The sequence below is a fragment of the Granulosicoccus sp. 3-233 genome (assembly GCF_052681095.1).
The window spans coordinates 54,474-68,291 of record NZ_JBQYLE010000012.1 but is presented as its reverse complement, the minus strand read 5'-3'; the positions used below and the strand labels follow the sequence as shown (position 1 = coordinate 68,291).

Here is a 13,818-nt window from a genome sequence, read left to right as displayed (position 1 = left end):
CCAGGTTGAAGCCCCCGTGACACGTAATCACCTACTGCTCGTGCTCCTCGTCAATGCCCTGTGGGGGTTCAACTTCATTGCCGGCAAATACGGCACCGCCGAATTCGGCCCGATGCTGTTCATCACCATGCGCTTTGCCATCGTACTGGTCCTGCTGTGCCTGTTCCTGCGTCGTGTGCCGGGGCAGATGCTGCGCATCATGACCATCGGTCTGATGATGGGCGTCGGCCATTACAGCTTCATGTTCTACGGCATCTACCTGGCAGGCTCGCTGTCATCGGTGGCCATCACCTCACAGCTGACGGTTCCGTTTGCCACCTTGCTGGCCATCGTCTTTCTCGGTGAACGCATCCGCTGGCCGCGGTTTCTGGCCATTGTCACCTCGTTCAGCGGGGTTGTACTGATCGGACTGGCTCCGGTTGGTCCGGAGCACCTCACCGCACTGGCATTGACCAGTATCGCCTCCCTGGCAATGGCTGTCTCCACCATTCTCATGCGACAACTGCAGGGCGTATCGGCACTGAACCTGCAGGCCTGGATCGCCCTGTATGCCACCATCGCCATGGGCACCATCACGATGATCCTGGAACAGCCTCAATGGCAGCAACTGGCGCTCATTCCGCTGCGCGAGTACTGGACGGCTGCCTATTCGGCCATCGGCGCCACCATCGTGGGCCACGGTCTGCAGTACCATCTGCTGCAACGCTATTCGGTCAACAGCGTGGCACCGTTCATCACACTGTCAACCTTGTTTGCCATCGTCTTCGGTATCGTGCTGCTGGATGACGAACTGACATCGAGAATCATCATCGGCGGCTTGCTGACCTTGCTCGGCGTCACCATCGTGGCGATTCGCAACGCTCGCGAGAACGCCCCCAGCGGACTTCGGGTGCCACGCTGAATGAGCGTGTCAGACGACACTTTCTGAGCGTCATCGCACAGTTGCAGCCGCGGTTTCCACGTCCACTGCACAGGCGATCAACGTCGACCTAAAGACCTGCACGCTCAGGCCGCCTTACCCACGACAAGCCATGGTTCTTCCGAGCCAGCTCTCGCAGCGCGTGCTGTTCGGGAAGATGACAGGCTCTACACCTTTTGCCGGAGACTGGGGACGCATGATCAACAAGGCGATATCGCAACGGACGGGGTCGAGCTGTCTGAGCGGATTGATACTTCTGGGTCTGACAACGGTCAGTCAGGCGGACGATATCGATGTGTACACCGCCCAGATAAGCGCGCAGCAGAAACCGAATATCCTGTTCGTGCTCGATTACTCGGGCAGTATGGCCGCGGATATCTACGGCAGTTATGACGACAATGGCAATCCGAAGAAGATCGACATTCTCAAGGATGCCATGCATACGGTACTCGACAACAATGTCGACTACATCAATGCCGGTATCGGGTCACTCTACAGCAGGACAACGACCGGCATACGCTGGCCCATCAGCGAACTCAGCGCCGACGCCAGCACGATCGACCCGAGTATCGCTCCCGGGAAATACACGGTAGCGGAAATCATCGGCCGGCAGGTGGATGAGCGAGACTCGGGCGGCGGTACCGCCACTGTGGACGCTCTGGTCGAGGCTGCCCAGTACTTTCGTGGTGATCCCGTGACACACAACGACAGTGACCCCAACGATGGCAACCGGCATCAGCCCGGCACCTGGGACAGCGCCAGCGAGCGATATGTCGGCGGTAACGAACTGGCGGCGCATGCCAGCAGCTATTCGCCGAGCAATGCCCATGACAGTGACCACGGCCAGACCTACTACTGCAACGACTTCTCGGCCTCCGGAGGTCCGAATCACTGCGAAGACAAGCTCACCCGCTCATGCACCATCATGGGCACCCTGGACTCTCCCACGGCTGGCTACGAGCACCTGGAAAATCTCTGGGGCAGCTACAGTCGATGCGAATACACGCGCACCCGCGACTGGATGGGAGCACGCTACAACTCGCCCATCACTCAATCCTGTCAGGCCAATACCATTGTCCTCATCTCTGACGGCCAACCCACCCGTCTCAACGATGGTGAATCGCTGCGCAGTATCGTGGGAACCGGTGTGGATGGCTGTGAGGATCTGAGCCTGAGCATCTTCGACATGCCCGATGGCATGCAGATCGAAGGCAACTGCGGACCGGAAGTGGTACGTACGCTAGCCAGCCGCGACCAGAATCCCGATATACCGGGCAGCGCCGTTACCACCTATACAGTGGGGTTCAATGTCGACGGACCGGGCAAGGAATACCTGAAACTGCTGGCCAGCGAGGGGCAAGGCAGCTTCTTCAGCGCCAATGAACCCGAAGATCTCAACAAGGCACTGAGCGCCATTGTCGATGAAGTACTCGGCGGTAGCGAGAACTTCGCCGAGCTCTCCATCGATATCGACAAGGCCAATTTCTCGCACGACAACCGCGCCTTCTTCGGCCTGTTTTCTCCCACGTCGCGCCGTGGCTGGCAAGGCAATCTGAAGGGGTATTTCGTGAACAATCAGGGATTGATGGACATTCACGGCCAGCCTGCCACCGTGTCCACTGCCAAGGGCGTACAGTTTGCCGAGACTGCCCAGAGCTTCTGGTCGGATGAGATCGACGGCAACTCCGTGGTGGACGGCGGTGCCAGTGAGCAGCTGCAGGCCTCGACCCGCAAGCTGTACACCTTCACGGGAGATTCCATCAGCTCGATCGGTGCGCCACTGGCCGGTGTGGCAGCAAACCGGCTTGACAGCAGCAATGCACAGATCAGCGCCGATCTGCTGGGCCTGCCAAACGGTTCTGCCAAGCGAGAACTGGCACTGGACTGGATCCAGACAGCACCCATGGGCGATCCCCTGCACAGCAAGAGCGTTCAGGTGGACTACGGTTCGCGCAAGGTTGTCTATCTGATGACCAACCAGGGTCTGCTGCATGCCATTGATGCCACGTCCCCGACGGACAGCGGTAGCGGAGACATCAGTGGTGGCGATGAACTGTTTGCCTTCATGCCCCCGAGGCTGCTGGTCAACCTGCCGGACCTCATGGAAAACACCAACACCGGTGCCCACATCTATGGCCTGGATGGAGGCATCACGCGCTGGCACACGGACACCAACAACGACGGCATCGTCAACAACGGAGAACGTTTGCTGCTGATACTCGGCATGCGTCGTGGTGGTACCGCTTATCAGGCACTGGACGTCAGCGACCCCGACTCTCCCCGTCTGATGTGGGAGATCGATGAACTGAACAGCGATTTTCCACAGCTGGCGCAAAGCTGGTCACGCATGTCTCTGATCAAGGTTCGCGACGGCGCTGCCGAACGCCGGGTACTGGCCTTTGCCGCAGGTTATGATGCCGATGTCCAGGACCCTGTCAATGCACCGGCTGCCTCCAGAGGCAATGCGATCTACATGATCGATGAGGATGGCGATCTGCTGTGGGAGGTCGACGGTCGCCATCACGCCGCCATGCAGTATTCCATCGCTTCCGATCTGACCGTCATCGACAGTGACAGGGATGGCCTGGCCGATCGGATCTATGTCGGCGACCTTGCCGGGCAGTTGTGGCGAGTCGATTTCGACGACATCCGGTCGACGCCCGATGTCACCCTGCTGGCCGAGCTCGATGACGGTGATCATCAACCCATCTTCTACGCCCCCAGCGTGGCACTGAACAGAAGCGGCGGCGAGGAGTATCTGTCAGTGAGTGTCGGTTCCGGCAATCGCACCAACCCGTTACTGGCGGGCATGCAGAACAACCTCTACATGATCCGCGACATCGATGTTGACCGGGGGCCACCGGCTGCCGGGTTCTCCACCATCAAGCCGAAGGACCTGTTCGATGCCACCAATGACACCATCAGCTCGAGCGATACCGATGTGGCTGACGATGCCAGACAGGACCTCGAGAAAGCTCGAGGTTGGCGCGTGGCGCTGGCAAGCAATGAAAAGGCCTTGTCTCGACTGGTGACATTCGAGGGCAAACTGCTGGCAACGACCTTCGAGGCGGATGCGCAGATCGATCCCTTGAGCTGTTCCTTCGATACCACCGGACGCTTCTACATGATGGACATCGATGACGCAGCGCCGGTGTCAGACCTGAAGCCCGGCAACACAGCCAGTCTCGACAGCAATCCGGCAGCACGCAGCCGAGTACTGGACAGCTCGGGAATACCCAGCTCACCGGTCATAGTCTTCCCCAAGGGTTCCGGTACGGTGCAGGTCATCGTCGACAAGGAGTCGGTGAACATGATCGATCAGAAGCTCTCGCGCGTCTTCTGGCACGCTCGCTGAGGAGGATTGGCGGTGTCGCGGTGTCGCGGTGTCGCGGTGTCGCGGTGTCGCGGTGTCGCGAATTCTCGGCTTGGTGCGGCGGTGCGGCGGTGCGGCGGTGCGGCGGTGCGGCGGTGCGGCGGTGTCGCCAATTGTCGGCTTGGCGCTGAGGTACTGAGGTGCTGGGACGGTGTGGCGCCGGAGCAGCGCGGCAGTGCGACGGCAGTGCAGCGGTGCGGCGGTGCTCCGGAAAGCCTCTGAGACGCTGCCAGACAGCGGCAACATTTGTCGCTTTTGCGGAATCGTTCTACTTCACGCCGGCCCCGAAACGCCGCTATCTACAACATTGGATCATCTGACATCAATGGCCTGTTAATGGATATTTACGCACTGCTGAAGCGCCTTGTCGATTTCGACGGATCTGACCTGTACCTGGCCACTGGTGCCCCTCCCAGTGCCAAGTTCGCCGGCGAACTGACCCCATTGAGCGACCAGCCTTTTGCTCGAGGCGAAGTCGAGGCCATTGCCCGCCAGATCATGAACCAGGAACAATGCGAGGAATTCGATCGTGAGCTGGAAATGAACCTGGCCATTGCGCCGGAGGGTATCGGCCGTTTCCGGCTCAACATCTTCAAGCAGCGCAATGAAGTGTCTCTGGTGGCACGCAACATCCAGACCGAGATTCCGCGTTTCGATGACCTGGGACTGCCGGATATTCTCAAGGATGTCATCACCGCCAAGAACGGGCTCGTGCTGTTTGTCGGCGGCACCGGCTCCGGCAAATCCACATCGCTGGCGGCTCTGATCGACCATCGCAACGGCTTCAAGGGTGGTCATATCATCACCATCGAAGACCCCGTCGAGTACGTTCATCCGCACAAGAAATGCATCGTCAATCAGCGAGAGGTGGGCGTTGACACCTGCAGTTTTCATGCAGCCCTGAAGAATACGCTGCGCCAGGCACCGGACGTGATACTCATCGGCGAGATCCGCGACCGTGAAACCATGGAACATGCCGTGGCCTTTGCCGAAACCGGGCATCTGGCCATTTCCACACTGCATGCCAACAATGCCAATCAGGCGCTGGATCGCATCATCAATTTCTTCCCCGAAGAACGCAAGGCACAGTTGCTGCACGACCTGGGCAACAACATCCGGGCCATCGTGTCGCAGCGCCTGATTCCCACGGTCGATGGCAAGCGCTGCGCCGCCATCGAGATTCTGCTGGGATCCCATACCATCAAGCAGATGATCATGAAGGATCAACTCTCCGACATCAAGGAAGCCATGCTCAAGTCCGAGAATCAGGGCATGAAGACGTTCGACAGCGCGTTGTTCGATCTCGCCCGAGCCGGTCGCATCACCCAGGAAGAGGCACTGAAGAACGCCGATTCCGCCAACAATCTGCGCCTGCGCTTCAAACTGAGCGGCCCTGCCAACGAAGAAGACAACAGTGATCTGTTGCTGCGCGGCCAGCTGCCCAGTCAGGCGGCAGCGGCCAAGGCGGCGGAAGAAGCCAAGGCGGCGAGCAAGTCGAAAAAGGATGAGACACCCGAAGGTGATGAGGCCGCAACCGCATCAGCCTCCCAGGACATCCATGCTGCCATGGCGCAGCAGATCGCCAATCACCGCGCGGCCAACGATGGCAGACAATCGGCAGGCGAAGAGGAGTCAGGCGGAAGTGGCAGTCTGGAGAAAGCCGCCGAGCTGTTCGAGCTGTCGCTCGAAGAGACGCCTGAGCCGGAGCCCGATGAAGAGTCTACAGAGAACGATGCTCCGCAGTTCGGCATGGGCCGCATCGGTTGAGCGCAAGCTTACCTCGACAACACTCGCATTTCCCCATCGCCGGTCAATGACAGGTATCCTCTGCCGTCATGGCAGATACCGTACGATTCATACACACCGCCGACTTGCATCTGGACTCTCCGCTGCGTTCTCTGGCCGCCAGGAACCCGGCCTTGGGCGACCTGTTGCGCGATGCCAGTCGGAGACTGCTGCAGCGACTGATCGACACGGCTCTGGAGGAGCAGGTCGATGCCCTGCTGATTGCCGGCGACCTGTTCGATGGCGAGCAGGAAGATATCCACACGGCCATGGTGCTGCAGCGGGAATTGAGACGTTTGCAGGCACAGGACATCCCGGTATTCATCATCTGGGGCAACCACGATGCCGAGACACGCTTTCTGGAAAGCAAGGTACTCGACCTGCCAGACAATGTGCATGCCTTTGACGGTCGAGGTGGCAAGCAGTACTTCGCCAACGATCGCGCCGTCGTCCATGGCGTCAGCTTCACCAGACGCAAGACCCCCGAGTCCTTGCTGGGAAAGTACGGGAAAGCCGACCCTCACTGCTTCAACATCGGCATGTTGCACACCAGCCTCACCGGTGCAGAGGGTCACAACGATTACGCCCCATGCACCGTCAATGAGCTGATCGACAAGGGCTTTGACTACTGGGCGCTCGGGCATATCCACAAGCGTCAGATTCACCATGAGCAACCGGCCATTGTCATGCCGGGCAACCCCCTGGGCCGGCATATCAATGAAGCCGGGGAACGTTCGATCAGCCTGGTCACCCTCGCCAGCGATAGCAAGCCGGACATTCGCCGTATCAATCTGGCCCCCGTTCGCTTCGAACGTCTACCGGTATCGCTGGACAGCATCGATGAGAGCAAGGTGGCCTATGAACGCATGCTCGACGCACTCAACCGGTGCCGGGAATCGATGGAGACGGACATTCTCATCGTGCGGCTGGAACTGGAGGGCCACAGCGTACTGGCCAGCAGCTATCAACGCGATCGCCAGACCTTGCTCGTGGCCCTGCAAACCGAGTTCGAACACCGTGATGATCTGTGGATAGACAGCATCAGTGCACAGTCCCTGCAACTGCCTGAAGCCCACGATGACGGCCGCGAGAGCAACCATTCCATTGCCGCCGAACTACAGACCCTGGTCGGCAATGAATTGCTGGACAGTATCGCGCTGCAGGAAGCCGTTGCCGATGATCTGCGACTGATGACCAAGGCACTGCCGGCGGATCTGAACACCATGTTCGGCAGGACACCCGAAGAGCAGCGCGAGTTCATACGCCGCTCACTGCTGCCCGATGGCGCTGTCTGGATGCAGCGTCAACTGGAGAGCCTGGCTGCCGTCGACAAGGACGCCGACGAGGCGACACAGCCATGAGATTCGAAAAACTCAATCTGCGTCGATTCGGGCACTTCACCGACTTCGAACTGGCATTCGGACCGCAGACACCCGGCGCTCCGGATCTGCATGTGCTCTTCGGGCCCAATGAGGCGGGTAAATCGACGACCCTGGCGGCCATCACCGATCTGCTGTATGGCATCAAGCGCACCACACCCTGGAATTTCCTGCATGACAACAATGTGCTGGAGATTGAAGCCACGCTCGAGCAGGGAACGCAGAGCGTCACGCTGAAACGCTTCAAGAATCACTGGGCCAATGCCTCCGATACAAGACTGGAGCGCTTCCCTCTGGACTTGCAGGGCCTGACCCGCGATGACTATGCGCGTCGATTCTCTTTCGACGAGCAGACCTTGCAGGCTGGCGGCGAACAGATTCTCAACAGCGATGGCGATGTGGGCCAGGCACTGTTCTCGGCAAGTGCCGGACTTGCAAATCTGAAGGGGCAGATGGATGCCGCATTGAGTGATGCCAATGCCTTCTGGATGCCGAACAAGCGCGTCAACCTGCAGCTGACGGATCTGAAGAAGGAGCTGACCGAGAACAAGAAGCGGATGGACGCGGCACGACTCGATACGCGAGAATGGAAGAAACGCTGCGACAAGCTCGAACACGCCACCCTGCGGCGGGACAAGCACCGCCAGTTACGCGATGAACTCCAGCTAGCCTGCCGCCAGCTGGAAAAACGGCAGTCGGCTCAGGCCCTGGCCGCACACTACCGCAAACTGATCGAACAACGCGACGCGCTGGCCGAGGAGTCCGTGGTGCCACTGGATCACTCTCGTGCGGCCGATTTTCTGACGGGCACCAGTGCCCGGCAACTACTGGAGAGGGTGCGCGATCAGCTGGAAGATTGCCGCCTGGCGAAAGCCTCTCGAGCCGATATGGAATCCCGTGTGCTGGAACTGCAGGAACGGCTTGCAGAAACGAGTCCGGACGAATCCACCCTGCTACTGGTTCAGTCTGCCGAGCGTATTCGCACCCTGGCCGAGGAAAGTGCAGCCGTCTACGAATGGCAGCAGCAACAGACACAATGCCAGAATACGATCGCACAATGCGCTGCGGAACTGGACGCAGCCCGGGAACGTCTGACTCTTCCCTCGGACACCCCGTTGGAAAACAGACTGCCTGGCGATACTCTTCTGACCGAATTGCAGCAGCAGCTTGACCAGGAACAAACGCTGGCCGGCACTCTGCGACATGCCCGACAAGAACTGGACAATCTGGATCCATTGCCCGAACAGGACAGTGCTTCTGCAGCAATGGCCGACGTCGATGAATCCGCCCCGGATATCGACGTAGCCAGTGAGTTGCTGCGCAGCATTCAGAAGGAAGGACTGAGCAATCAGATACTCACCGCGCGCGAAGCCTTGCTGGAGAGCCGGCACACGCTTGACAGGAAATCGGGCAAATTCGGCCTCTCGATCGAACAGCTGAGCCAGCTGGATCTGCCCGATACGAACTGGCTGAATGGCAAACTCGGTGAGCTGAGTGACGGGCGCCACCAGCTGAAGCAACTGCAGGAACGCATCGACACGCTGTCCACCGAGATTAGGACAAGTCAGGACCGCTGCAAGGAACTGATGCTGGCAGGGGCCCTGGACCCGGCACGTCTGCTGGATGCCAGAGAGTCACGCGATGACGCCTGGTCGGCACACAGTCAGGGAATAGAGGCATTGCTGGCTCATGCGGAGCTACGGAAAACTGCAGATCTGTTCGAGAAGGCACTGGGTGATCATGATGCCTTGCTGGCCCAGGCTGCCAGCAGCAATCAGGCGACAGCCGAACTGCAACTGTTGCAGATGCAGCTGCTTCGTCAACAGCAGGAACTGCAGGAACTGACCGAAAGTCAACTGCCCGAGCAAACATCGCAACAAGAACATCGTGTCGAACAGCTGAAGCATGGGATTGCCGCTTTCCATGATTCGACGGATATCGACCCGGATCTTCTGCGCAATCGTCATGCACAGCTTGTCGGCTTGCTTGCCGAACAGGAAGCCATTCAGGCACAGGAACTGGCACACGAAAAGCTGGAACTCAAGGCATCGGATCAGTGCCGCAAATTGCTGACCATGCTGGCGCCGTTGCAATCTCCTGCGCGACAGGAAGCTCTGGCCCGCCTCTCGCTCGACGATCTGCTGACGCAGGCTGGCAGTATCCTGGAGACCCTCGGAGCCGAGAGAAATCGCCAACAGGAGTCGGCACGAGCACTGACTGTACTGATCGAATCCCATGCTATTCGACAGAAGCAACTGGAGACGGCAACACTGGCACTCGCTGACTGGCAGAAGAAGTGGGAGTCTCTCACGCAGGACACTCTGTTCTCCGGCATGCCTCTATCCAAGGCACGCGACTCTCTTTCCTGGGTTGCCGGTCTGGCGCCGCTGGCAAGACGGCATCGTGATGCCATTCGGGAACTGGAGAATCTGAGCGGTCGCCTCGCAACACGAGACAAGGCCATTGCACAACTGCTGCAGGAACTGAATGAAAATTCGCTGACTGACGCCCTGCAACACTTGCAGTCAGCCACGGCGCAGGTGAAGGAACACGAATCCCTTCAGGCGCAGCTGAAGGCATTGCAACAGCAACTGGAGAAGAACCACCAGACTCATGCCAGCAGCCAACAGGCCGTCGAGAGCCTGCGGCAGGAATTGGGGACCGAGTCTGAGCAGGCCCTGCTGGCCTTGCTGACCCGTACCGAACAGCACCGCCTGCTCAATGACCGTTGCAAGGAGACCCTGTCACAGCTGCGTGATATCAGTGATGCCGACAATGGCGATGAGGATATCGAGCGACTGTATCTGGAAGAGGACGCAGAAGCACTGGAAAAGCAGCTTGGCGAGCTGAATGCCCAGCTGAAGGATGCCGGCACCACCTACGATGAATCCAGCGAAGCATGGGCTCTGGCCAATCGGGAACTGGAGGACATCGGTGACGAGAACGCATATGCAGGCTTGAACCAGGAGCGACAGAACCTGATTCTGCAGACCATGGATCTGGCCCGGCAATGTGCCATCGCCCGCACCGGCCAGAAGGTTCTGAATGCGGCCATGGCCAGATTCCGTCAGGAACATCAGTCCGTCATCCTGACCGAAGCTCAGCAGGCATTTTCCACCCTTACCGGCGGACGCTATGTACAGCTACTGCCGCGTGACGATGGCAACGGCAATGAACGTCTGTTCGTCATCGATCAGCAACGCAAGGCACGTGCCGTTACCGAGCTGTCGACCGGTACCCGCTACCAGCTGTATCTGGCACTGCGTGCGGCCGCCCATGCCGACTATGCCAACCAGCGGCCACCTCTACCCTTCGTTGCCGATGACATCATGGAGTCGTTCGATGATGAGCGTGCCGGGGCTGCATTCCAGGTATTGGCGGGCATGGCCGAGAAGGGCCAGGTGATCTACCTGACGCATCATCAGCACCTGCTGGACCTGGCACGCAAGGTCGTCGGCGAAGACCGCGTCCACATCCATCACTTCCAGTAACCCCCGGGTCGGACCACAACCCCCCCTATTTGCCGCTTTTCCGGCAAGGAAAACGCCTTTCAAGCGCTGATTCATACCTCAATAAGGGTGAGAATTGATGATTTTCAATGACTTGTGGGGGTCCGACCCGGTGGTTTTCGAACGCCTTTGAAAATCAACAACTTGCCGTGGTCCGACCCGCTGGGGGGCTGGGGTTAGATGGCGAGGTAGTCGTGGCGGAGTTGTTCGTTGTCGAGGACTTCGGCGGCGGTGCCGTTGTAGACGATTTCGCCCGTGTCCAGAATGAGGGCGGAATCGGCGAGCTTGAGTGCGGCGACGGCATTCTGTTCCACCAGAATGGTGGTGATACCGGTGTTCTTGACTTCGATCAGAGCCTTCTCGATGTCATGACGAACAACCGGAGCCAGACCTTCATAGGGCTCATCGAGCAACAGCAGCCTGATGTCGCGCGCCAGGGCTCTGCCAATGGCCAGCATCTGTTGCTCACCGCCGGACAAGGTAGTGCCTTCCTGCTTGCGCCGCTCCTTCAGGCGAGGAAAGAGTTCATAGATACGCTCATAGCTCCAACCGCTGGAGCCCGCAATGCAGGCGATGTCAAGATTCTCCTCTACGCTCAGCCCGGGTATGATGCGGCGGTCCTCGGGCACCAGCTGAATGCCGGCCAACGCCGCCTCGAAATCCTGTTTGTCGTGAATCGCCTCCCCCTGCAACCAGATGCTGCCACTGCGCAGCTCCGGGTTGGCTGCCCGCGCAATGGTTCGCAGGGTCGACGTCTTGCCAGCACCATTACGACCGAGCAGAGCCACGATTTCCCCCTCATTCACGGAAAAGGAAACATCCTGAACGATATAACTGTCGCCGTAGTAGGCCTTGATGCCTTCGACACGAAAATAGGCATCGGCCGAGCTGGATACTGCCACACTTGCATTGCTCACTAGACTTGCTCCTCACCCAGATAGGCTTCCTTGACACGCGGATCTGCTTTCACCTCCTCCGGCGTGCCTTGACAGATGATGCGACCACCGGCCAGTACCGAGATGCGGTCGGCCAGACTGAACACCACGTGCATGTCATGCTCGATGATGACCTTGGTCATGCCCTGCGCCTTGATGCGTTTCAACAGGTCGATGGTGGCATTGGTATCGTGACGCGCCATTCCGGCCGTCGGCTCGTCCAGCAGTAGCAGTCGCGGCTGCTGGGCCAGACCCATGGCCAGCTCCAGCCGCCGCTTGTCACCTCGAGACAGGCTGCCCGCCTCACTGCCGATCAAGGAACCCAGACCCAGATCGGTGAGGATACCCTCGGCCTGCTGTCTCGCATCATTCTCGCTGGAAAAGCGCCGGAACCAGCTGAGCCTGAACGCACCATCGCGCTTGGCAAGAATCGGAATCATCACGTTTTCCAGCAAACTCAGCTCCGGGAAGATCTCCGGTGTCTGGAACACACGAACAACACCCAGCTGGTTGATCTCGTGCGGCATTCTGCCGGTGAGGTTCTCTCCATCGAACACGACCTGCCCCGAATCGGGCCGCAGCCGGCCAATGCAGACATTGAGCAAGGTGGATTTGCCAGCACCATTCGGGCCGATGATGGCATGGGTCTCCCCTTCCCTGACCGACAGGTCGATATCGCTCAGGGCATGCAGACCTGCAAAACTCTTGTGCACGTCAGCCACGTGCAGAACGGTGTTTTCCATGAAATACCCCTAGGATGGTTCGACCACAGCAGTACTGCTACTGCCGGTGGATTGAGGTTTGCTGCGGGTAAACAGGCCACCGATACGTCGCATGCCTTCCATGATGCCACCCGGCAGGAAGATGACCGTGATCATGAACAGCAAGCCCAGCGTCAGGTGCCAGCCATCACCCACAAACAGGCTGACCAGCTCGACCACGAAGCCTTGCAGACCATCGGGCAGGCCATCGAAGATCTGATTGAGCGTTCCTTCGTTGAAGGCGGAAAATATATTCTCGAAATACTTGATGAGCGCCGCACCGAGCACCGGTCCCAGCAGGGTGCCTGCGCCACCCAGAATGGTCATCAGGACCACTTCGCCCGATGCTGTCCACTGCATGCGTTCGGCCCCGGCCAGCGGATCGGTCACCGCGAGCAGCGATCCTGCCAGACCGGCATACATGCCGGAGATGACAAACGCCCAGAGTAGATAGGGTCGTGTATTCAACCCGGTGTAGGACATGCGGGTCTGGTTCGACTTGATACCGCGCAACATGGTACCGAACGGTGATCGGGTAATGCGCAAGGCAATGAAGAAACCGATGATCAACACCACCGCGCAGAAATAGAAGCCCGGCAGGCCGCTCATCTTCATGCCGAACAGACTCGTGGAAGGCAGCGAGCGATCGGTAGTGACCCCCGCCAGTGTATCCAGCACGCGTGCATCGCTCAGACTCAATTGCAAGCCTGTCTCCCCGTTGGTAATCGGGGTCAACACCGAATAGGCCAGGTTGTAGGACATCTGTGCAAATGCCAGCGTCAGAATGGAGAAATAGATGCCCGACCGGCGCAGGCTGATGAAACCGATCAGAAAGGCAAACAACCCGGCGACGAAAATCGCGAACAGTACGGCCGGTAGCACATTCATTGTGAGCAGCTTGAACGACCAGACCGCGGTATAGGAACCGACACCCAGAAAGGCCGCATGCCCGAAAGACAGATAGCCGGTCAGACCGAAGAGGATGTTGAAGCCGATCGCAAACACCCCGAAGATGGCAAATTTCTGCATCAGATCGGGATAATTCGCCCCGAAGGGTGCCAACCAGATCGGCATGGTCAGCACGGCCGCGGCAAAGGCAATGAACAGGATCCAGTCGGATGTCGCAGAGGCTTTGTTCATGATGATTCTCCGATTCG

Annotated in this window: 8 protein-coding genes; 5 read left to right on the top strand and 3 right to left on the bottom strand. The window is 58.9% G+C overall.

Translation table 11 applies throughout. From position 1 onward, the window contains the following. Positions 1–16: 16 nt before the first annotated feature. From ACUNV4_RS24910 to ACUNV4_RS24890, 5 genes are all read left to right on the top strand, one after another. Positions 17–901 (top strand): DMT family transporter, encoded by an 885-nt coding sequence (locus ACUNV4_RS24910; RefSeq protein WP_430881359.1) that lies wholly within the window; start codon positions 17–19, stop codon positions 899–901. A 130-nt stretch (positions 902–1,031) separates the two neighbouring features. Beyond that, on the top strand, positions 1,032–4,274 hold the full coding sequence (locus ACUNV4_RS24905) for a PilC/PilY family type IV pilus protein (protein WP_430881358.1): 3,243 nt from the start codon (positions 1,032–1,034) through the stop codon (positions 4,272–4,274). Between the two features lie 354 nt (positions 4,275–4,628). Then, positions 4,629–6,059, top strand: coding sequence for a PilT/PilU family type 4a pilus ATPase (locus tag ACUNV4_RS24900; RefSeq protein ID WP_430881357.1), 1,431 nt, complete (start codon positions 4,629–4,631; stop codon positions 6,057–6,059). A gap of 68 nt (positions 6,060–6,127) precedes the next feature. Further along, positions 6,128–7,438 carry a metallophosphoesterase family protein gene (locus ACUNV4_RS24895; protein ID WP_430881356.1) on the top strand — a complete coding sequence of 437 codons (1,311 nt, stop codon included), beginning with the start codon at positions 6,128–6,130 and terminating at the stop codon, positions 7,436–7,438. After that, on the top strand, positions 7,435–10,947 hold the full coding sequence (locus ACUNV4_RS24890) for an AAA family ATPase (protein ID WP_430881355.1): 3,513 nt from the start codon (positions 7,435–7,437) through the stop codon (positions 10,945–10,947). The genes ACUNV4_RS24895 and ACUNV4_RS24890 overlap by 4 nt, the downstream gene beginning before the upstream one ends. Positions 10,948–11,141: 194 nt before the next feature. Here the strand turns inward: ACUNV4_RS24890 and ACUNV4_RS24885 are convergent, their stop codons facing one another. Genes ACUNV4_RS24885 through ACUNV4_RS24875 form a run of 3 tightly spaced genes read right to left on the bottom strand, consistent with a single transcriptional unit; the run spans position 11,142 to position 13,801 of the window. Further along, the gene (locus ACUNV4_RS24885; protein ID WP_430881354.1) at positions 11,142–11,882 is read right to left on the bottom strand and encodes an ABC transporter ATP-binding protein; all 741 of its coding nucleotides are present in this window, start codon (positions 11,880–11,882) and stop codon (positions 11,142–11,144) included. Beyond that, entirely contained in the window at positions 11,882–12,643 is a 762-nt protein-coding gene (locus tag ACUNV4_RS24880) for an ABC transporter ATP-binding protein (protein ID WP_430881353.1), read from the bottom strand. Before ACUNV4_RS24880 ends, ACUNV4_RS24885 begins: the two co-directional genes overlap by 1 nt. 9 nt (positions 12,644–12,652) lie before the next feature. Further along, positions 12,653–13,801, bottom strand: a complete 1,149-nt coding sequence (locus ACUNV4_RS24875) for a branched-chain amino acid ABC transporter permease (RefSeq protein ID WP_430881352.1) — start codon at positions 13,799–13,801, stop codon at positions 12,653–12,655. Positions 13,802–13,818: the final 17 nt, after the last annotated feature.